We start from the raw sequence: 19,879 nt of genomic DNA, 5'->3' as shown, positions 1-19,879 counted from the left end.
GACCCGGTGGCAGGCGGCTCCGCCGCCGTCCAGACCCGCAGTTATCCACAGGCCCGACTCCCCGCATGGTGTTTCCCGGAGCGTCCGCGTTGGATATAGCCATCGGCAGGCCAAGGGGATCCGCAGGGAAGCCTGGTTTAGTGCCGGAGACCAAACCGGACGAGGGCGCTCAGGCGCTGAAGGTGGGCAGTGATGAAATTTGATATGGGTTCGCAGACACTGGGGACACTGACGCAGCAGACGGGGGCCTCCAACCAGGATCTCGGTCAGCTGGTGCGGGCGCTGGTTGAGGCGGTGGCTCCCCTGGAAGGCAAGTTCAACGGTTCGGGCCGGGTGAAGTTCGACGAGTTCAAGGCCCGCACCGACGAGGTGGCCAATGAGCTGAACGGGTCCCTGGCAGCCATTTTGATGGGACAGTCCGAGATGGACAGGTCTTTCCACACAGGTGATCAGGAAAGCGCTGACAATGCCCAGCAGCAGCAGGGCGCCGCAAGCTTTGACGCTGCCCGCTTCGGTTCCTCGCGCTGAGCGCACTGCTTTCGCAAAGTTCTTCTCCTCGTTCCGCCCTAACTGATTTCCCGACTGATTTTGAAAGGTTAGCCATGTCCCAGGATCGTTTGAGTTATGACACCGACACCTCCTCCGCTGTGCAGGGGGATATCCAGTCCATTGTGGGCAGGCTCGAATCGCTTATCGGCGAGCGGGAGAAAGCAGTGAATTCCGCCATGTCGGATTTTCAGGCCGACGGCGTCTCCGAGGACTACCAGGCCGTGGAGAACCGCTTTCGGAACGCGGCCAATGAAACCAGGAACATCATTGCCCTTGTGAAGCAAACCCTGAACCTGAATGACCAGACGGCGTCCAGCGCCGGCTCCCGCGCCAGAGGCGCAGTCCAGAACATCGGCTAGCGACCGGACACAGACGTCAACGGCGTCGGCTGAACCCGGCGCCGTTGATTCTTTCGAAAACCCATTTGCCCGGGCACTGCGACGGAAACGGCGGAGACGGCGGAGACGGAGTGTAGGAACTGCCCGAGGCCGCTGGCGCCCGACGCCGTCCGTTTCGTATAACTCCCGCTCACGGACGCTATGGGGCAAGATTGGATAGGTGAGCACAGCCAAGACATCTCCTGAACCCACGGACACCGAAGCCGCCGTCGAATCGGTCAGCACCGACACCCCGCCCGCGGAAGACCTGCGCGAGGAATACCAGGCGCTCGCCGAGCAGGTGCGCCGCTACCGCTTCGCGTATTACAACGAAGACGCGCCCCTGGTTTCGGACGCCGAATTTGACCGGCTCTACCGCCGCCTGGAAGAGATTGAGGCGCTGCACCCGGAACTGGTCACCAATGACTCACCCACGCAGGAGGTGGGCGGAGAAGTATCGGCGGCCTTCGCCCCGGTGGAACACCTGCAGCGGATGTACAGCCTCGAGGATGTCTTCTCCCTGGACGAGCTGGACGCCTGGGTACGCAAGGCCGAGTCCTCCGTGGCCAACATTGCTCCCGGCGCAAAGATTAAGTGGCTCACGGAACTCAAGATCGACGGACTGGCGGTGAACCTGCTCTACCGCAACGGTGAACTGGTCCGGGCCGCCACCCGCGGCGACGGCACCACGGGGGAGGACATCACCCACAACGTACTGACCATCGCCTCGATCCCGCGCACCCTCAAGGGCGAAGACCTCCCGGCGGAAATGGAGATCCGCGGGGAGGTCTTCATCCCCTCCAAGGAATTCGCGCATCTCAACGAAACCATGGTGGCAGCCGGCAAGGCGCCCTTCGCCAACCCGCGCAACGCCGCCGCCGGCTCCCTGCGGCAGAAGGATCCCGAAGTCACCGCCCGCCGCCCGCTGAGCATGTACGTACACGGCATCGGCGCCCGCGAAGGGCTCAACGTGGCCAGCCAGTCCGAAACCTACGAACTGCTGAAACAGTGGGGACTGCCGACGTCGCCCTATTACAAGGTGCTGGACACCTATGAGGAAGTGCTGAAGTACATTGCCGACAACGGCGAGCACCGGCACGACCTCTCGCACGAAATCGACGGCATCGTGGTCAAGGTGGACGACTTTGGCCTGCAGCGCGCACTAGGCAACACGTCCCGCGTCCCGCGCTGGTCCGTGGCCTACAAGTACCCGCCCGAGGAAGTGAACACCAAGCTGCTGGACATCCGCGTCAACGTGGGCCGCACCGGCCGCGTTACGCCCTACGGGATGATGACGCCGGTGCTGGTCTCCGGTTCCACGGTGGAGATGGCCACGCTGCACAACCAGGACGTGGTGAAGGCCAAGGGCGTGAAGATCGGTGACACCGTAGTGCTGCGCAAGGCCGGCGACGTGATCCCCGAAATTGTGGGCCCCGTCGTCGCACTCCGCGACGGCAGCGAACGCGACTTCGTAATGCCGACCCACTGTCCCTCCTGCGGCACGGAACTGAAGCCGGCCAAGGAAGGGGACGTGGACATCCGCTGCCCCAACGCCAAGTCCTGCCCCTCGCAGCTGCGCGAACGGGTCTTCCACCTGGCCGGCCGCGGCGCCTTCGACATCGAGGCGCTCGGGTGGGAGGCGGCAATTGCGCTGACGCAGCCCGCAGAGCCGGAAACCCCGCCGCTGACCAGCGAAGCCGGCCTGTTCGACCTGAAGATCGAAGACCTGGCGGACGTGCGGATCCAACGGCCCAAACGGGTCAAGGGCGTGGTGGACGGCACCGAACTCGTGCCGTACTTCTACACCAAGGGCACGGCCAAGAAACCCTCGGAGCCCAGCGCCACCACGCGCAAACTGTTCACCGAACTCGAGAAGGCCAAAACCCAGCCGCTGTGGCGGGTTCTGGTGGCGCTGTCCATCCGTCATGTGGGCCCGACGGCGGCGCGCGCCCTCGCCGGCGCCTTCGGTTCCATGGATGCCATCCGGGCCGCGACGGAAGAGCAGCTGGCGCACGTCGACGGCGTCGGCCCGACCATCGCTGCCGCACTGAAGGAATGGTTCGCCGAGGACTGGCACCGCGAGATTGTGGATGCCTGGGCCGCGGCCGGGGTGCGGATGGCCGATGAGCGCGACGAATCCATGCCGCGGACTCTGGAAGGACTGACCGTCGTCGTCACCGGCACCCTGCCGAACTTCAGCCGCGACGAGGCCAAGGAAGCGATCCTGACCCGCGGCGGCAAGGCTTCCGGCTCGGTCTCCAAGAAGACCGACTACGTGGTGGCCGGTGAGAATGCCGGCACCAAGCTGGACAAGGCCGAGCAGCTGGGTGTGCGCGTGATTGACGAAGACGGTTTCCGCGCACTGTTGGCCGGCCGGCTGGAAGAGGACCAGGCATGACCCCGCTTCCGGACCCCGTTGCGGTACCCGCTGCCGATCCGCTGGAACTGCTCGACGTTGCCCGCGAGGCGGCTGCCGCCGGGGCAGCGGTGCTGGCGCGGCGCACCTTCGAGGGGCTGAACGCGGTCAACAAGAGTGCCGACGGTGACTGGGTGACCGAGTTCGACACAGCGGCCGAGCAGGCAGTCAGGGAAGTCATCACCCGCCGCCGGCCGCAGGACACGATCACCGGCGAGGAGTTGGAGGACAGCGTGCCGGTCCACGCGTCCGGCATCCGCTGGTCCATCGATCCGCTGGACGGCACCACCAACTTCATCCGCAACATCGTCTACTACGCCACGTCGGTCGCGGCGGTGAACGACGACGGCGAGTGGCTGGCCGGCGTCGTGCATGCACCGGCGCTGGTGCCGTCTACTCGGCGGCCCGCGGCCACGGGGCCTGGCTGGCCGAGCACGGGAACGTCCGCCAGCTGACCGGCCCCGATCCGGAGCGGGTCGGAAAGCTGCTGGGCACCGGGTTCTCTTATGACGCCGGCGTGCGTTCCGAGCAGTACGCGGCTCTGGCCCGGCTGGCCGGGGAATTCGCCGACGTGCGGCGGCTGGGGTCTGCGGCCCTGGACCTGTGCATGGTGGCGGACGGCAGCCTGGACGCCTACATTGAGCGCGGCCTCAACGAATATGACTATGCCGCGGGTGCCCTGATTGCCGAGGAAGCCGGTGTGCCGGTGCAGCGGCCGCCGCAGCCGGCCGACGACGCGGAGCGGCTCGACGCCGTCACGACGGCCGGAGCTGCGCTGCTGGGCTAGGTGTGGAGGGGCGGTTCTGCCACGGCACTTCCGCCGGCCCGGGATGCACGCCATTCATCGGCCAGGAGCGCGTAGCGGAGGTCATCCAGCCAGCGCCCCGAACGGTGGAGGGACCCTTGACGGAACCGCCCCTCACGCCGCATCCCCGCTTTTTCCATGACCCGCCAGGAAGCGGTGTTGTCGGCGAAACACTCCGCCACCACCCGGCGCAGGCCCAGGTCCTCGAAGCAGACGCGCACTAGTGCAGCTACGGCTTCGCTCGCGTACCCCCGCCCGGCGAACTCCGGTGCAATGACGTAGCCGATCTCGGCCTGCGTGCCGCGCGCCAACTCCTCTACCTCCTGCTGCGCCCACGCGTCCTGGCGGGCAAGATATAGGTCACCGACCAGGGCTCCGGCCTGTTCCACGACAAAGGTGGCCGCCAAATGCTCCGGCTGCCGGAGCCGCTCCACGAAGACGTCCACGTCCGTGGGCTGGGCTGTCATCCATTGAGCGACCTCGGGCTTCCGCCGGTATTCAAACATGCGCGGCAGGTCTTCGGCTTCGGCGGGACGGATGGCGAGGCGGGGCGTGATGACGGGCCAGCGGGGGCCGGTGGGATTCGCGGTCATGGCACCATCATGGCCTATCCGGTTCCCCGGACGTGCCTGGCGGTCCGGGCACTCGTCTACCGCCCGGCGGCGACGATGATCTCTCGGCTCGTCGCTTCCACAAAGGGGCCGCCCTGCCAGTCTCCATACCAGTCCGCGGAGCTGAAGCCCGCCTGCTCCAGCAACTGCTCCAGCAGGTCCGCCGGGGCGAACTTCAGGGTGCTGCGGCTGGCAAATTCGGCGCCGTCGGCCAGGAAACGGGTCCGGTCCTCGAAGGTGACCAGGACGCCGTCGGGCATCTCCCGGACGGAGATCAGTTCCCATTCAACTTCCAGCGTCCCGGCCGAGGATTCCTGCACTTCCGGTCCGGCAGCGGCGCTGTCCCACCCCAGCCAGGCCTTGGCTGCGGGGTTGCGGGTTTCGAAGTAGAAGGTGCCGCCGGGGGCGAGCCGGGACCGGACCGCCTGCAGCGTTTCCAGGATCTCGGCCCGGGTGAGCAGGCACTGAAACGCGTGGCCGGTCATGACGGCGGCATCAAAGGGACCTTCGGGCAGATCCGCGGCGGTGCCGGGCAGCCACGTCACCAGCTCGGCGCCGTCGCGCGTCTGAGCTGCATCCAGCATCCCCTCCGCGGGATCAATGCCGGTCACGGTGTGCCCGGCCTGCGCCAGCCGGACGGCGAAGCTGCCGGTGCCGCAGCCCACGTCGGCCACGCGCAGCGGCTTGTCCCTGATGAGGCCGGCGTAGAAGTCGGTGTCCCAGCTGCCGGAGTTGTCCTCGTCGTAGAGCGCCACCAGGCGCGGCTCGTTGTAATGCGCGTCGACCATGCTGTTCCCCCTGTGCGGCCGCCGGACAGCACCAGACGGCCTTTGTCTTGGTTCCCGTCATGCTAGCCGACCCCGGCTGGAACCAGTGGAGGGGCGTGGACAGGGCAGCGATTAAGCCCTGAGTAAAGCGGGCTTCCGGCGCCGGGTGTTTGAGCAGGTGAGCACGGATAATTGATGGCACCTGCCACTCATGGACCGGAGGAATTTCATGACCCGTAAAGTTACCGCTGCTCCCCGCAAAGCCCCGGCTGCGGCAGGTACGCGCGCCCCGGCTCCGCCGCACACCACCCCGGCTGATCTGGACACCGCGCACTTCGCCCAGTTGCTGGATGAACGCATCGCCGAAGCCCGGGAAAAAATCGACGCCGTCCTCGCAGACATCCGCGAAGTAACTCTCGCCGCCAAGGACACCCCCGCCGACGACGAACATGACCCGGAGGGGTCCACCGTCTCGGTGGAGCGGAACAACGAAATGGCGCTGCTGGCGGCGGCCGAATCCTCGCTCATCGAACTCCTGGACGCCCGCGTCCGCCTGGACAAGGGTATCTACGGAGTGTGTGAGAACTGCGGCAATCCCATCCCCGCCGAGCGCCTGGAGATACGGCCCGAAGCCCGGTTCTGCGTCTCCTGCGCCGCCGCTGCCCGACGGCGGTAGGCCGCGCGCCCGGCGTCTTTCCCGGCGTCGGGCGCTGGGGGACACCGGCGTCGGCCGCCCGACGTCGTCCCGACGTCGTCCCGACGTCGTCCCGACGTCTTTCCCGGGGGAGCCGCCGATGTTGCCGGTCGGCAGGGGAAGCCTCCGGCCGGTTGGCATCCTGCCACCGTGTCCGGGGTCACCGGCGGTGCCCGACCCGGGTTTGGTGAGGCTAGAATCTACGTTGGAAATCAAGACCCCACGTAAGGATTCGTAACACGCATGAGCATCACCGTCCGGCAGGCCACCGAGGCAGACTTTGACGACATCCGCCGGATCACCCGTGATGCGTATCTGAGCGCCGGGTTCATCGAAGCAGACAACCCCTACGTCAAGGAACTTGAAAATGTAGAGGACCGTGCGGCCAACGCACTGGTCTGGGTTGCCGAGCTGGACGGCAAGGTGGCCGCTTCGACTGCGATCACTTTCGCCGGTCAGCCGTACACCGACATCGCAATCGAAGGCGAGCTGGAGTTCCGCATGCTCGCGGTGGACCCCCAGCTGCAGCGCGGCGGCGTTGGCCGGGCTTTGGTCGCGGCCGTCATTGAGTACGCGCGCAGCCTCGACGGAATCCACACCGTCAGCCTGACCAGCATGACGCCGATGACCAATGCGCATGCCCTGTACAAGTCCATGGGCTTCAAGCGCGTCCCCGAGCGTGACTGGTACGTGCCGAACGAGGACATCATCCTCTGGGTCTTCTGCCTGGAGCTCTAGGGCCTCAAGCCACCCGAGTGGCCTTGGCGGTCTGTCCGCGGGCGGGGTGTGTTGAGCGGGCTGTCCTTGAGCGGGCTGTCCTGGAGCGGCCTGCCCTGGGAAGGTGGCGGTCTCCTGGTTCAGCTTGCGCTCCCGGAGCGGGGATCCGTACGGGTTGGCCGCGGTTGGATGCTGCCGCGGGGCACTCCGGGTCATCCGTAGTACAGATCCGGGGGTTTTCGCTCGATCTAAAGCCCCGGATCTGTACTATCGACGAGGGCACCAGCCCCGGACAGCCGCCGTTCCCGTCGATGCGGCCCGGCCCGGCTCAGTTCCACCCCCGGGACCGGCGGAAACACGGAAAACCGCCCCAGCAAACGCCGTAGACTGGAACGGATACCTTTTTATCCGTAAAAGACGCATGGGAGACTCATGTCTGAGATCAATCGTGAGGCTGTGGCGCACCTGGCGCATCTGGCCCACATTGAGATGACCGAGGACGAACTGGCCAAAATGGCCGGCGAACTGGATGTCATTGTTGATTCGATCAAATCCGTAAGCGAAGTTGCCGGCGAGGACATCCCGGCCACCTCCCACCCGATCCCGCTGACCAACGTGTTCCGCGAGGATGTCGTGGGGCAGACGCTGACCAATGAAGAAGCGCTCTCCGGTGCACCCGATAATGCCGCCGGCCGCTTCAAGGTCCCTGCCATCCTGGATGAGGAGTAAAGACTTCCATGAATGAACTGATTACGTCGAGCGCTGCCGTCCTGGCGGAGAAGCTCGCTTCCGGCGAGGTATCCGCCGTCGAAGTTACGCAGGCCCACCTGGACCGCATCTCCGAGGTCGACGGCGCCGTCAATGCCTTCCTCCACGTCAACACCGACGAAGCCCTGCAGGTAGCGGCCGACGTCGACAATGCCCGCGCAGCCGGCGAAACCCTGCACACCCTCGCCGGCGTGCCGATCGCCATCAAGGACCTCATCGTCACCAAGGGCCAGCCCACCACGGCCGGCTCCAAGATGCTTGAGGGCTGGATGAGCCCGTACGACGCCACGGTGATCTCCAAGATCCGCGCCGCTCGCATGCCGATGCTCGGCAAGACCAACCTGGACGAATTCGCGATGGGCTCCTCCACGGAGCACTCCGCGTTTGGCCCCACCCGCAACCCGTGGGACCTGGACCGCATTCCCGGCGGCTCCGGCGGCGGTTCGGCCGCTGCCGTGGCTGCCTTCGAAGCACCGCTGGCTCTGGGCACGGACACCGGCGGCTCCATCCGCCAGCCCGCCGCCGTCACCGGTTCGGTTGGCGTGAAGCCCACCTACGGCGGAGTTTCCCGCTACGGCGCCATCGCCATGGCCTCCTCGCTGGACCAGATTGGCCCGGTGTCCCGCACCGTGCTGGACGCGGCGCTGCTGCAGGAAGTTATCGGCGGACACGATCCCCGCGACTCCACCTCGCTGCCCGACCCCGTGGGCAATCTCGTGGAAGCTGCCCGCAACGGCAACGTGGCCGGCATGCGCATCGGCGTCATCAAGGAACTGCAGGGCGAAGGCTACGAAGCCGGCGTCCTGGCCCGTTTCCAGGAGTCCCTTGAACTCCTCAAGGACGCAGGAGCGGAAATCGTTGAGGTTTCCTGCCCCAACTTCAAGTACGCCCTGGGCGCCTACTACCTGATCATGCCGTCCGAGGCCTCCTCGAACCTGGCCAAGTACGACGGCGTCCGCTACGGCCTGCGTGCCCTGCCCGCCGACGGTCCCATGACCATCGAACGCGTCATGGGTGCCACCCGCGCCGCCGGATTCGGCGAAGAGGTCAAGCGCCGCATCATCCTGGGCACCTACGCTCTGTCCGCCGGGTACTACGACGCCTACTACGGTTCGGCCCAGAAGGTGCGCACGCTGATCCAGCGCGACTTCAACGCCGCCTTTGCACAGGCCGATGTCCTGATCTCCCCGACCTCGCCCAACACGGCGTTCAAGCTCGGCGAGAAGCTCGACGATCCGCTGGCGATGTACCTGAACGACGTCGCGACCATCCCGGCGAACCTGGCCGGCGTACCGGGCATCTCGATCCCCGGCGGCCTGGCCGACGGACTGCCCGTGGGCATCCAGTTCCTGGCCCCGGTCCGCGAGGATGCCCGCCTGTACCGCGCCGGCGCGGCCCTGGAAGGCCTGCTGGAACAGAAGTGGGGCGGCCCGCTGCTGGCCTCTGCACCCGTACTCGGAGGAGTGAAGTAATGTCTGTGCACATCCAGGACGAAACCCTGTCCTTCGAAGAGGCCATGGAGAAGTACGATCCGGTGCTCGGGTTTGAGGTCCACGTGGAGCTCAACACCAACACCAAGATGTTCTCCGATGCGCCCAACGTTTTCGGCGACGAGCCGAACACCAACGTCACCCCGGTCTGCCTGGGCATGCCCGGCGTGCTGCCGGTGGTCAACAAGACCGCCGTGGAGTACTCGATCCTGATCGGCCTCGCGCTGAACTGCAAGATCGCGCCGTCGTGCACCTTTGCCCGGAAGCAGTACTTCTACCCGGACACGCCCAAGAACTTCCAGACCTCGCAGTACGAAGATCCGATTGCGTACGACGGCTACCTGGACATCGAACTCGAAGACGGCACCGTGTTCCGCGTTGAGATCGAGCGCGCCCACATGGAAGAGGACGCCGGCAAGCTGACCCACATGGGCGGCGCCACCGGACGCATCCAGGGCGCCGACTTCTCGCTGGTGGACTACAACCGTTCCGGCGTTCCGCTGGTCGAGATTGTCACCAAGCCGATCGAGGGCGCCGGATCCCGCGCACCCGAGCTGGCCAAGGCCTACGTGGCCGCGGTCCGCGAGATCGTGAAGAACCTCGGGGTCTCCGACGCCAAGATGGAACGCGGCAACGTGCGCTGCGACGCCAACGTTTCCCTGCGCCCGTACGGCCAGGAAAAGTTCGGCACGCGCTCGGAAACGAAGAACGTGAACTCGCTGCGCGCCGTCGAACGCGCCGTCCGCTACGAAATCCAGCGCCACGCCGCGGTGCTGGAATCGGGCAACTCGATCGTGCAGGAAACCCGGCACTGGCACGAGGACACGCGCTCGACGACGTCGGGCCGGCCCAAGTCCGACGCCGACGACTACCGCTACTTCCCGGAGCCCGACCTCGTTCCCGTGGTTACCTCCAAGGAATGGATCGAAGAGCTGCGCTCCCGCCTGCCCGAGCCGCCGGCCGAGCGCCGCAAGCGCCTGCAGGCCGACTGGGGCTACTCCGACGCGGAGTTCCGCGACGTGGTCAACGCCGGAGTCATGGACTCCATCGAAGAAACCATTGCCGCCGGCGCCTCCGCACAGGTGGCCCGCAAGTGGTGGATGGGCGAAGTTTCGCGCCGCGCCAAGGAAGCCGAAGTGGAGCCGACCGAGGTTGGCGTCACGCCCGAGCTGATTGTTGACCTGGACCGCCTGATCCAGGCCGGCAAGATCAATGACAAGCTGGCCCGCCAGGTCCTCGACGGCGTCCTCGCCGGCGAAGGCACCCCCGAGGAAGTCATCGAGGCGCGCGGCCTGGCCGTGGTGTCCGACGACGGCCCGCTGCTCGAAGCCATCGACGCCGCACTGGCAGCCCAGCCCGATGTGGCGGACAAGATCCGCGGCGGCAAGGTCCAGGCTGTGGGCGCCATTGTTGGCGGCGTCATGAAGGCCACCCGCGGACAGGCCGACGCCGGCCGCGTGCGCGAGCTGATCCTCGAACGCCTCGGCGTGCAGGGCTGATACTGCCTGCCGCACTACAACACTGAACGACGCTGAACCACTCCGCAGGCCCCGGGTTTCCCGGGGCCTGCGGTGGTTAAGCGTCCCGCAGCGGCACATTCGATGCCGCAGGGCGCGGGCTGGCGGTAGGGTTCAGGCATGGCCACTCATCCTGCTGCAGAAATATTCGTGGATGCTGACCTGGTGCGGCACCTGCTGCGCGAGCAGCATCCGTCAGTGGCGGAGCAGCCGCTGCACCCTGTGGCCAACGGCTGGGACAACTACATCTTCCGCCTCGGCGCCGATTACGCCGTGCGCCTGCCCCGGCGCCTGGCCGCAGCCCAGCTGACCGCCAACGAGCAGGCCTGGCTGCCCGGCCTCACCGCGGACCTGGCAGTAGGCACGTCCGCGCCGCTGTTTGCAGGCGCACCGTCCGACGCGTTTCCCTGGCCCTGGAGCGTTACGCGCTGGTTCTCCGGGACCGAGGTTTCCCTGCAGCCGCGGGACCGCAACGTTTCTCTGGCCGCCCCGCTGGCCCGGTTCCTGAATACCTTTCACCGGCCGGCCCCCGCCGGCTATCCTCTCAACCCGGTTCGGGGCGTTCCCCTCGCCAGCCGCAATGATGCCGTTCTCAGCCGCCTCGACAGCGGCATGGTGCCGCACGCCGCCCGGGTCCGCGAGCTGTGGGAGACCGGACTCGCCCTTCCGGCGTGGACAGGCCCGGCCCTGTGGCTGCACGGTGACCTGCATCCCGCCAACCTCGTGGGCAGTGCGGACGGGGGGCTGGAAGCCGTTATTGACTTCGGCGATCTGACCGCGGGCGATCCGGCCACCGACCTCGCTGCCGCATGGCTGGTCTTCGACCGGAACGGCCGCCGTATCTTCCGTGAGGCGCTGGGAAGCCGGTACGACGCCGATCCGCATGTCTGGGGGAGGGCGCAGGGCTGGGCCGTGTGCGTGGCCTCGGCACTGCTCGCCAATTCCGATGACCATCCGGGGATGTACCTCATGGGTTCGGAAACCCTGATGGAAATACTGACCGACGCCGGGGGAGGAATGTGAGGCACCGAATGGACAGCGGCAGTGCGGATGCAGAGGAAACTGTGGATATGGGCGAGACCGTGGACGTAGACATACTGGTGGTCGGCGGCGGAATCGCCGGGCTGTCCCTCGGCTCGGCACTGGCCGGCCGGACGGGGGTGCTGGTGGTTGAGGCCGAGCAGACACTGGGCTACCACACCTCCTCGCGGTCAGCCCGGCAGCTGATTCCCAGTTACGGCCCGGAGGTGGTCCAGGACCTGACCCTCCGGACGCTGGCACTGATCCGGGCTTTGGAAGTCCACCTTCCGGAGCCGGTGCTCACCCCGCGCAGCTTCCTTCTGGTGGGCGGGGAGGAAAGCGTCCGCGACCGTGCCAGCGGGCACATGCATCCGATCACGGCCGCTGAAGTGCAGGCACTGGCCCCGGAGCTGAAGCCCGGACAGTTTGCAGCCGCCGGGCTGGACACCACCTCCGTGGCCTGCAACACCGACGCCCTGATGGAGTACCACCGCCGGCGGATCCTGGACCGCGGCGGACAGATCCTCACCGGGCATCCCGTGGCCGGCGCGGTTTACGAAACCGGCGGCGACGGCGGCAGCTGGGTCACCACTGCAGGAGCCCGGCGCATCCGCTCACGTGTGGTGGTCAACGCCGCAGGAGCGTGGGCCGACCAGCTCGCCGCCCTGTACGGAGCCAGGCCACGCGGCCTGCAGCCGTACCGGCGGACGGCCGCCGTCGTCGTCGTCGACCAGCCGCTGGCAGCCGGGGCGCCCATGGTGGCCGATGCGGGAGATTCCTTCTATTACCGTCCGGAAGGGGAGCAGGTGCTGATCTCGCCGTCGGAAAGCGTTGCGAGTGATCCCATGGATGCCCGGCCGCGGCAGGAAGACGTGGCGGCACTCATCGGCCGCATTAATTCCGCCACGACGCTGGGCATCACCGAGGTGGTGAGGAGCTGGACGGGGCTGCGCACCGAAGCCGCCGACGGCCTGCCGGTGGTGGGGTACGACGACGCCGTGCCGGGCCTGTTCTGGCTGGCGGGGCAGGGCGGTTACGGCTTTCAAACCTCCTCCGGAATTGCCGAACTTGCGGCATCCCTGCTGCTGGGGGAAAGGCCTGAAACACCGGCGGTGCAGGCACTGAATCCCGGCCGCCCGGGGCTGTGACCAAGATCTCACCTCTGCTGCGTAACGAATTGGCTGAGGGGGGCGCGTATGGTCTTTTTTCCGGCCTCCGGTGCCTAAAGTTGAAGGACAAAGCCGAGCAGGCTTCCTCCTCTTTTTGATCCACCTTTTTTGCTTGAAAGGTCTGTCCCAGTGCCAGATATATTGCCGTCACAGTTGGTTGGCGTGCAGCATCGTCCGCTCTACGTAAAAGTTCGAACCGCTATTACCGTCATTTCCAGCGTGTGGCTGATCATGGCAATAACGGGGATCGGTTTCTTTTCCGGCGGGACAACTTCTATGATCCTGGCCCTGGTGCTGATTTACGGGACGGGCGCCGCACTGATCGCGGTCATCGCGGCCGTTTACCGTGTGGTCAAGAATTCGGCCATCAAGCGGACCGAGACGTCGCCGGAGGACGCGGCAGCCGCGGTCTTCATTGATACAACCCGCTCCGCTACCGAAGAGCTGCTTGCAGCCCTGCGCCCGCCTGCAGCCACCGGCCGCCCGCAGTACTCTCCCGCCAGCCCGCGGACTGTTCGTCCTGCCGCACCGGCTCCTGCCGCCGAAACCACGGCACAGCCCGCCGCTGCCAAGGCCGCAGTGCGGGAGCAGCCCGTTCAGCCGGCTCAGAAAAAGCAGGCTGTTCAGAAGCTGGCCCAGGAAAAGCAGGGGGCATCGGCATCGAAGCAGAAGCCTGCTCAGGCCAAGCCGGTCTCCAAATCCGCGCCCAAGTCGGCACCGGGCAAAACGGTCGCCAACAGGTCGGCAGCGGCGAAGCCCGGCGCGGGCAAGAATGCACCGGCGAAAACCGGTTCGGGGAAGTCGGGATCCAAATCCGCACCGGGGGCAAAATCGTCACCGAAGTCGTCCCAGGTGAAAAGCACGCAGGCAAAAGGCACGGCCCAGGCAAAAGGCCGGACCACCAACAACAATGGATCGAAAACATCCTCCGCCAAACGGAGCGGCAGTTCTGCGGACCGTACGTCCGGGAAGAAGCAGCCGGGCGTCAAGGAGAGTTCCGCCGGACCCGTCGGCCCGGCGGACATGGCCTGCAGCGCACCGTCCAAGCTTCCGCGTCCTTCGCTGGTGCTGGCCTCCAGCAACGCGCTGCCGCAGCCGCGGGAGCACCATGTTCCGGACAGCCGCCTGCGTGCGTCCTGACCTGTAGTAATACCCCGCGGCGGCGTTCAGGGAGTTGCCAGCTTTCCTACAGTCTCCGCCCAGCAGGGGCCACTATCGTAGGAGATACCTCATAAGGGTGCGAGTGATGAATGGATAGAGTAGTGACCTATCCGGCGCCGGCAGACTAGGGTTGTTTCCCCCAACCAACCCATAGTCTGCCGGCGTTTTTCTTTGCCCGGTTCCGCTCACGTTCCCTGGGCCACCGGCCCCTTGCCTGGGCCACCGGCTCTTACCTCGGACCGCGTTCCTTCTGCAGGATGACTTCGACCTCCACCGGGAGGAAGCCGAGTTGGGCGTTGATGGAGCGCATCCAGGTGTTGGTGTCATCGCTGCTCGTTCGGACTTTCTCCACGGCGGCGGTTTCCTTGGCCTGCTTCAGGCAGGCACGTTTGACCGCTGCTCCCAGACCTCGGCCACGGTGTCCGCCAAGGACGAGTGTCCCCTCAATCTGTGCCGGGCGTTCGGCATCGGATCCGGCGAGCAAACAGGTCCAGGCGGCCACGTTTCCCGTGCAGTCCACTGCCAGGGTTTCAAAAACTGTGTACCCCTGGGCCGTCCAGAGGGCCATTTCGGCCGCATATTCCGCCGGTGACACGGGAGTTTCATTCCACGCCAGGTCGCCGTTGGGGGCCTCGGCATCCACCAGGCCCTTAATCTGTCCCACCTGTGTGCGGTACCGCTCCGGAACACCGTTGACGTAGGTGCAGATGTCATAGCCGGCCGGTGCCTTTGACGCCACCGGGGCTGTGAGCAGATCCAGTTCCACCACGGTTTCGGTTGTTGCGGCCGCGTAGCCCATCGGCTCCGAGAAGCGCCGGGTCAGCGCGTCTATGGCGGCCGGTTCCGGACGGTAGGCGCTGGCGACGAACCTCTTAGCGGTGGGCGGACTGGCGGCCTCAGCTGCGCGTGCCAGGGCCGAGCCGACGCCTGCGTTTTGGTATTTTGGCTCCACCCAGACGAAGATCCAGGTCGTGTCCGCAGCATCATCTGCGGTCATCCCTGCGGCGAAGCCAAGCAACACTGTCCCGTCCCAGGCCCCGAGCAAAGTGTTGGTCCATCCGTTACCGGAGCGCCACCCCAGTATCCGGGCGTCCTCGCCAAGCGGTCTCCACCCGGGCCGGACGCGTTGGTTGGCTGCGCATTCAATGGCATAGGCAGCAGACATAACGCGGTCGTTGCCGACATCCAGGGGATGAATTTCCATGGGCTCACCCTACGACTTCCCGGGCACATGTTCCCGTACGGCTCGAGATGCCGCGTCCTCCTCCATAAGTGAAAAGCACCGCTGCGTCTAGGCGATGCCGCTGTGCTGCCCGGCGGGATCGAGGATGCTCAGGGCCCGGTAGATGGTGGTATGGATAGGCACCGGCACGTTGTACTGGGCGGCGATGCGGACCAGGGCACCGTTCTGTTCCTCAAGCTCGGAGGGGCGCCCTGCGATGAGGTCACGCTGCATGGACGCGGTGCTCTCGGGCGCGAAGGCGTCGTACTGGTCCATGGTTGAGCGGACATCGTCATCCGTGAGTGCTGCACCGGCGGCCGTGGCGACGGCGGCTACTTCGCGCATGGCGTCCCGGACCAGTGCCCGGGTGGGCGGATGGCTGCGGGTTTCCCCGACGCTCTTGCGGCACAGCGCTCCCACGCCTCCGTAGGACGTGATGAGCATGAATTTCCGCCACAGGTCAGAGCTGATGTCCCCGGAAATCCGGGTCCTGATGCCGGCTGAGGACAGTGCGTCCGCGAGGGCCTGCACCCGCGGCGCAGGTGCGCCGTCGAGTTCGCCGAGGACGGCGGGCTGCCCGCCAACGTGGTGGACATGTCCCGGTTCAACGAGGTACGAGATGATCATGCACAAACCGCCCAGTGCATGCCCGGGGCCGGCGGCGGCCGTGATCTGCCCGGCGGCGGTGACCCCGTTCTGCAGGGGGAGCACCGGGGTGGCGGGGCCGAGGAGGGGCAACGCAGTTTTCATGACATCGCGGACGTGGCCGGCTTTGCAGGCGAGGATGACAGCGTCGCATTCCCCAATCGCCGCAGCATCCGTTGCGGCGCCGGCAACGGGGACCAGCTCGTCGCGTCCGTCGCCGCCGGTGACCCGTATCCCTTGCTTCCTCAGCGGCTCAAGGTGGCGGGGAGTGACAAGGAGGTGGACGTCCTGTCCTGCGGCGGACAGGGCTGCGGCAAAGTAGGCGCCGACGCCGCCGGCACCGATGATCCCGATCTTCATGGCTGCTGCCTTCCTGCTGCGGCCACCCGGTAGGGGTTGACCACCACTTGGACATCATCTTCGTAGAGGGCTTCCCCCGGGTCACGGGAACGGGATTCCTCCCAATCGATTCCGTAGCGGTCCAGAAGGCCGAGGTAGCCGGGTATTCGGGCCAGCAGGTGCCCGGCCGTCGTTTTGAACCAAGCCTGGGCACAGGGGTTTATTCCGCGGTCGTAAACGGCGGGATCAACAGTGTTCGGATCCGGGTAGGCGGCGTCATACCAGGCGTTGGCAGCGGCCCACCACCGGTAATCCTCATCCTTCAGCAGCCCCTCCCGGGCCAGCCCGTTGGCCAAGCCGAAGATGCCCACTCGAACTCCGCGCCGGTTGGGATTCCGTGCCTGGTACCTGACAAATTCCTGATCTGCGTCCACACCCCGAATCCTCGCATCCCCGCGGCTGCTAGGCCTCGGGGCGCGCTGGTGCCCTACCCGGTGGTGAAGTCGGGAAACTCGCCCGTGGCATCGGAGAAGGCCTCCTCGATGCCGCGGACGGTGCCGGGCGCGGCGGGGGACCCGAGCCACTCCCGCAGCCCGTCAACCGCAGGCTGCGGCCCTTCGGCCACCACGTGCACCGACCCGTCCGGACTGTTGGACACCACCCCCGTGAGTCCTAGCCGCATGGCCTGCTGCAGTGTCCGGTAGCGGAACCCCACCGCCTGCACCTCCCCGGTGATCCGGGCAGTTAGGCGGCGGGCCGGGAGCGAACCTGAATCCGAAGGCATCATCAGGCCAGAGTAGCGGCCTGCCCGGCACGGCGTCAGCAGCAGCTGTGCGGCCCCAACCTCCGGGAAGAGGATCTTTAGCAGGCGACGGCGCCAGGCCGAACGGCGCCAAGCCGAACGGGCCGGGCGGCCGGGCTTAGAGCAGCGGTCCGCCCAGCACGGCGCCGGCAGCAGCCAGCAGGGAACCGTCGGCCACCAGCAGCCGTGCAGCCTCGATCTCCGGCGCCAGGTACCGGTCCGGACCCGGTCCGGGAACGACGGCGCGCAGGGCAGCCCGCACCGCCGTGACCGCAGGGGCGCTGCGGGCACTGTCCAGGCCGCCGTCGCGCATGTCCAGTGCACGCGCGGACGTGAGCAGTTCGATCGCCAGGACCCGGGCCAGGCCGTCGATGGACCGGCGCAGCTTCAGGCCGGCGGCCCAGCCCATAGAAACGTGGTCCTCCTGCATGGCCGAGGACGGAATCGAATCCACCGACGCCGGCACGGCCAGCCGCTTGAGCTCGGACACGATTCCGGCCTGCGTGTACTGGGCAATCATGTGGCCGGAGTCCACGCCCGGATCGAACGCCAGGAAGGCGTTGAGACCGTGGCTGCGGTTGCGGTCCAGGAAACGGTCGGTGCGACGTTCGCTCATGGACGCGACGTCGGCGACGGCGATAGCCAGGAAATCCAGCACGTAGCCCACGGGTGCACCGTGGAAGTTGCCGTTTGACTCCAGCCGGCCGTCAAGGGTCACCACCGGGTTGTCGATGGCCGAGGCGCGCTCACAGTCCGCAACGTTTTCCGCGTGCAAAAGCGTGGACCGGGCGGCGCCGTGGACCTGCGGTGCGCAGCGCAGCGAGTAGGCGTCCTGGACCCGGGTGAACCCGCCGGTTTTCTGCTCTTCGATCAGCGCCGATCCGGCCAGCACGGCACGGATGTTCGCTGCGGATTCGCCCTGCCCGGGCTGCGGCCGCAGGGCCTGCAGATCCGCCGCAAACACTGCGTCGCTGCCAAGCAGTCCCTCCACGCTCATTGCCGCGGCAAGGTCGGCGGTGGCCAGCAGCCGGCGCAGGTCGGCGTTGGCGAGCGTGAGCATGCCCAGCATTCCGTCGGTGCCGTTGATCAGGGCCAGGCCCTCCTTCTCCTGCAGTTCCACGGCCTCCAGCCCGGCGGCGGCCAGGGCTGCCGCCGCGGGGACCAGTGCGCCGTCGGCGTTGCGCACTTCGCCTTCACCCATCAGGGCCAGGGCACAGTGCGAGAGGGGAGCCAGATCGCCGGAGCAGCCCAGCGAGCCGTACTCGCCGACGACGGGCGTGATGCCGGCGTTGAGGAGCCCGGCATAGGCCAGGGCGACGGCGGGCCGGACGCCGGTGCGGCCGGTGGCCAGGGTGGCGAGCCGGTTCAGCATCAGGGCGCGGATCACTTCGCGGTCCACCTCGGCTCCCGACGACGCCGCGTGGCTGCGGATGAGCGAACGCTGCAGCTGCCGGCGCTGTTCCGGAACGATCTGCTTGACGGCCAGCGCGCCGAAGCCGGTGGACACCCCGTAGTGCGGTTTGTCGTCGGCCGCGAGTTCCTCGATGACCCCGCGGGAGGACTCCATCGCGGTCAGGGCGGAGGGGGACAGCGCCACAGCGGCGCCGTGCCGGGCGACGGCGACGATCTCTTCCGCGGTCAGCGGACCGACCCCCAGGTCAACTGCCGTACCGGCCATTTCAGTAGTCTTCATTTCTCCCCGTCATCGCGGAGATCCCTCTCCGAACCTGTTGCTGTCCTGCAGCGGCAATAATCCGCCGAGACTTCCATCTGAGCATCCAAACAGCGCCGAGCCTACTCTCTTTGCTGATTCCGTTTCTGGGATACCAGACAGTGCCCTAGGATCTGGGCATGCCAGCCTCCTATTCCCGCATCCAGGTTCCGGCCGCCGCGCAGGTCCTGTCGATTCTGCGCTACCTCGGAAGGCAGGCGGGGCCGGTCAGCGCCACCGCCGTCGCCCGGGACCTGTCACTGCCCCGCTCCACCACCTACCACCTGCTTGCGGCCCTGGTGGCGGACGGCTTCGCCGTGCACCTGCCGGAGGAACGCAAGTATGCGCTGGGAGCAACGGCGCATGAGCTCGGCACCGGGTACGCCCGTCAGGCGCCGCTGCAGCGCATTGCGCGTTTTCCGCTGCGCCAGCTGGTGGCGCGGACCCGGCTGACCGCGCACCTGACGGTCCTGCAGGGCACCGATGTGATCTATGTGATCGAGGAGCGTGCACCGAAGCAGCAGCCGCTGGTGACTGACGCCGGTGTCCGGCTTCCGGCCCACCGCACCGCCAGCGGACGGGCCATGCTCGCGCGCATGACCGAGGTCCAGCTGCGGGCGCTGTACCCCGAGCCCGAGTCCGTCCGCTCCGGCCGCGGGGCCGGGCCCGGTCTGCCCACCCTGCTGGAACAGGTGCGGGGCCTGGGCTATGCGTGGGAGGAGAACGAAGTCACCGACGGTTTTTCCTCCCTGGCGGCGGCGGTCCTGGACCGGTCCGGACGCGCGGTAGCCAGTGTCACGGTGACTGCGCCGAATGCGGTGCCGGGCGGGTCGGCAACGGGTCCGGCGGGCCGGAAGATCGGCGAATTCGCTGATCAGTGGCTTCCGGAAATGGTTCGCTGTGCCGCTGAAATCTCCCGCAGGCTGGGCGCTCAGCCGGTACCGGGCGCGTAAACAGCGACGCAAAGCCGGACCAAGCGGGCGGCACCGCCCCTCTGCCCCGACTACCCCTATCGGCCCTGAATACGGGGCCTGCGGCACAGGACCTGTCTGGGATGCCAGACAGTGTGATGGAGTTCACTCGCGGGAAACATGCCGCG

At 66.9% G+C, this 19,879-nt stretch carries 19 protein-coding genes and 1 pseudogene; 13 read left to right on the top strand and 7 right to left on the bottom strand.

Features of this window, described 5'->3' with window-relative positions; genetic code table 11:
- Positions 1-192 precede the first annotated feature (192 nt).
- From WKB88_RS07270 to WKB88_RS07255, 4 genes and pseudogenes are all read left to right on the top strand, one after another.
- Positions 193-528: a hypothetical protein gene (locus WKB88_RS07270; protein ID WP_341394236.1), complete on the top strand. Its 336-nt coding sequence runs from the start codon at positions 193-195 to the stop codon at positions 526-528.
- A 74-nt stretch (positions 529-602) separates the two neighbouring features.
- Positions 603-908, top strand: a complete 306-nt coding sequence (locus WKB88_RS07265; protein ID WP_341393873.1) for a pore-forming ESAT-6 family protein — start codon at positions 603-605, stop codon at positions 906-908.
- Positions 909-1,107: 199 nt separating this feature from the next.
- Positions 1,108-3,324 carry an NAD-dependent DNA ligase LigA gene (gene ligA / locus WKB88_RS07260; protein WP_341393872.1) on the top strand — a complete coding sequence of 739 codons (2,217 nt, stop codon included), beginning with the start codon at positions 1,108-1,110 and terminating at the stop codon, positions 3,322-3,324.
- Positions 3,321-4,129, top strand: a pseudogene (locus tag WKB88_RS07255) (inositol monophosphatase family protein). Before ligA ends, WKB88_RS07255 begins: the two are co-directional and overlap by 4 nt.
- Here the strand turns inward: WKB88_RS07255 and WKB88_RS07250 are convergent.
- Complete coding sequence (locus WKB88_RS07250) at positions 4,126-4,740, bottom strand: GNAT family N-acetyltransferase (RefSeq protein WP_341393871.1); 615 nt, start codon at positions 4,738-4,740, stop codon at positions 4,126-4,128. The pseudogene WKB88_RS07255 and the gene WKB88_RS07250 overlap by 4 nt on opposite strands.
- A gap of 56 nt (positions 4,741-4,796) precedes the next feature.
- On the bottom strand, positions 4,797-5,546 hold the full coding sequence (locus tag WKB88_RS07245) for a methyltransferase domain-containing protein (RefSeq protein ID WP_341393870.1): 750 nt from the start codon (positions 5,544-5,546) through the stop codon (positions 4,797-4,799).
- A 208-nt stretch (positions 5,547-5,754) separates the two neighbouring features.
- Here WKB88_RS07245 and WKB88_RS07240 point away from each other — a divergent pair, with 208 nt between their 5' ends.
- From WKB88_RS07240 to WKB88_RS07205, 8 genes are all read left to right on the top strand, one after another.
- A complete protein-coding gene (locus tag WKB88_RS07240; RefSeq protein ID WP_341393869.1) occupies positions 5,755-6,201 on the top strand; it encodes a TraR/DksA family transcriptional regulator in 447 nt (148 codons plus the stop codon).
- 261 nt (positions 6,202-6,462) lie between these two features.
- Complete coding sequence (locus WKB88_RS07235) at positions 6,463-6,957, top strand: GNAT family N-acetyltransferase (RefSeq protein ID WP_341393868.1); 495 nt, start codon at positions 6,463-6,465, stop codon at positions 6,955-6,957.
- 411 nt (positions 6,958-7,368) lie between these two features.
- A complete protein-coding gene (gatC, locus tag WKB88_RS07230; protein ID WP_152221910.1) occupies positions 7,369-7,665 on the top strand; it encodes an Asp-tRNA(Asn)/Glu-tRNA(Gln) amidotransferase subunit GatC in 297 nt (98 codons plus the stop codon).
- A gap of 8 nt (positions 7,666-7,673) precedes the next feature.
- Positions 7,674-9,176, top strand: coding sequence for an Asp-tRNA(Asn)/Glu-tRNA(Gln) amidotransferase subunit GatA (gatA, locus tag WKB88_RS07225; RefSeq protein WP_341393867.1), 1,503 nt, complete (start codon positions 7,674-7,676; stop codon positions 9,174-9,176).
- The gene (gene gatB, locus WKB88_RS07220; RefSeq protein WP_341393866.1) at positions 9,176-10,693 is read left to right on the top strand and encodes an Asp-tRNA(Asn)/Glu-tRNA(Gln) amidotransferase subunit GatB; all 1,518 of its coding nucleotides are present in this window, start codon (positions 9,176-9,178) and stop codon (positions 10,691-10,693) included. The genes gatA and gatB overlap by 1 nt, the downstream gene beginning before the upstream one ends.
- A 138-nt stretch (positions 10,694-10,831) precedes the next feature.
- Positions 10,832-11,734, top strand: coding sequence for an aminoglycoside phosphotransferase family protein (locus tag WKB88_RS07215; protein ID WP_341393865.1), 903 nt, complete (start codon positions 10,832-10,834; stop codon positions 11,732-11,734).
- A gap of 8 nt (positions 11,735-11,742) precedes the next feature.
- Positions 11,743-12,879: an NAD(P)/FAD-dependent oxidoreductase gene (locus WKB88_RS07210; protein WP_341393864.1), complete on the top strand. Its 1,137-nt coding sequence runs from the start codon at positions 11,743-11,745 to the stop codon at positions 12,877-12,879.
- Between the two features lie 183 nt (positions 12,880-13,062).
- The gene (locus WKB88_RS07205) at positions 13,063-14,040 is read left to right on the top strand and encodes a hypothetical protein (RefSeq protein ID WP_341393863.1); all 978 of its coding nucleotides are present in this window, start codon (positions 13,063-13,065) and stop codon (positions 14,038-14,040) included.
- A gap of 250 nt (positions 14,041-14,290) precedes the next feature.
- Here WKB88_RS07205 and WKB88_RS07200 read toward each other — a convergent pair whose 3' ends face one another.
- From WKB88_RS07200 to hutH, 5 genes are all read right to left on the bottom strand, one after another.
- Positions 14,291-15,265: a GNAT family N-acetyltransferase gene (locus tag WKB88_RS07200; RefSeq protein ID WP_341393862.1), complete on the bottom strand. Its 975-nt coding sequence runs from the start codon at positions 15,263-15,265 to the stop codon at positions 14,291-14,293.
- Positions 15,266-15,352: 87 nt separating this feature from the next.
- The gene (locus tag WKB88_RS07195; protein WP_341393861.1) at positions 15,353-16,288 is read right to left on the bottom strand and encodes a ketopantoate reductase family protein; all 936 of its coding nucleotides are present in this window, start codon (positions 16,286-16,288) and stop codon (positions 15,353-15,355) included.
- Positions 16,285-16,701, bottom strand: coding sequence for a hypothetical protein (locus WKB88_RS07190; protein WP_341393860.1), 417 nt, complete (start codon positions 16,699-16,701; stop codon positions 16,285-16,287). The genes WKB88_RS07195 and WKB88_RS07190 overlap by 4 nt, the downstream gene beginning before the upstream one ends.
- Positions 16,702-16,754: 53 nt before the next feature.
- Entirely contained in the window at positions 16,755-17,054 is a 300-nt protein-coding gene (locus tag WKB88_RS07185; RefSeq protein WP_341393859.1) for an acylphosphatase, read from the bottom strand.
- A gap of 133 nt (positions 17,055-17,187) precedes the next feature.
- Positions 17,188-18,762: a histidine ammonia-lyase gene (hutH, locus tag WKB88_RS07180; RefSeq protein WP_341393858.1), complete on the bottom strand. Its 1,575-nt coding sequence runs from the start codon at positions 18,760-18,762 to the stop codon at positions 17,188-17,190.
- A 158-nt stretch (positions 18,763-18,920) separates the two neighbouring features.
- On the opposite strand from hutH, the gene WKB88_RS07175 reads away from it, so the two are divergent.
- Positions 18,921-19,733 carry an IclR family transcriptional regulator gene (locus tag WKB88_RS07175; protein WP_341393857.1) on the top strand — a complete coding sequence of 271 codons (813 nt, stop codon included), beginning with the start codon at positions 18,921-18,923 and terminating at the stop codon, positions 19,731-19,733.
- Positions 19,734-19,879: the final 146 nt, after the last annotated feature.

It is taken from the genome of Arthrobacter sp. G119Y2 (assembly GCF_038069765.1).
Lineage (GTDB): Bacteria > Actinomycetota > Actinomycetes > Actinomycetales > Micrococcaceae > Arthrobacter_B.
The sequence above is the reverse complement of the archived record's forward strand: the minus strand, read 5'-3'. Positions and strand labels throughout refer to the sequence as shown.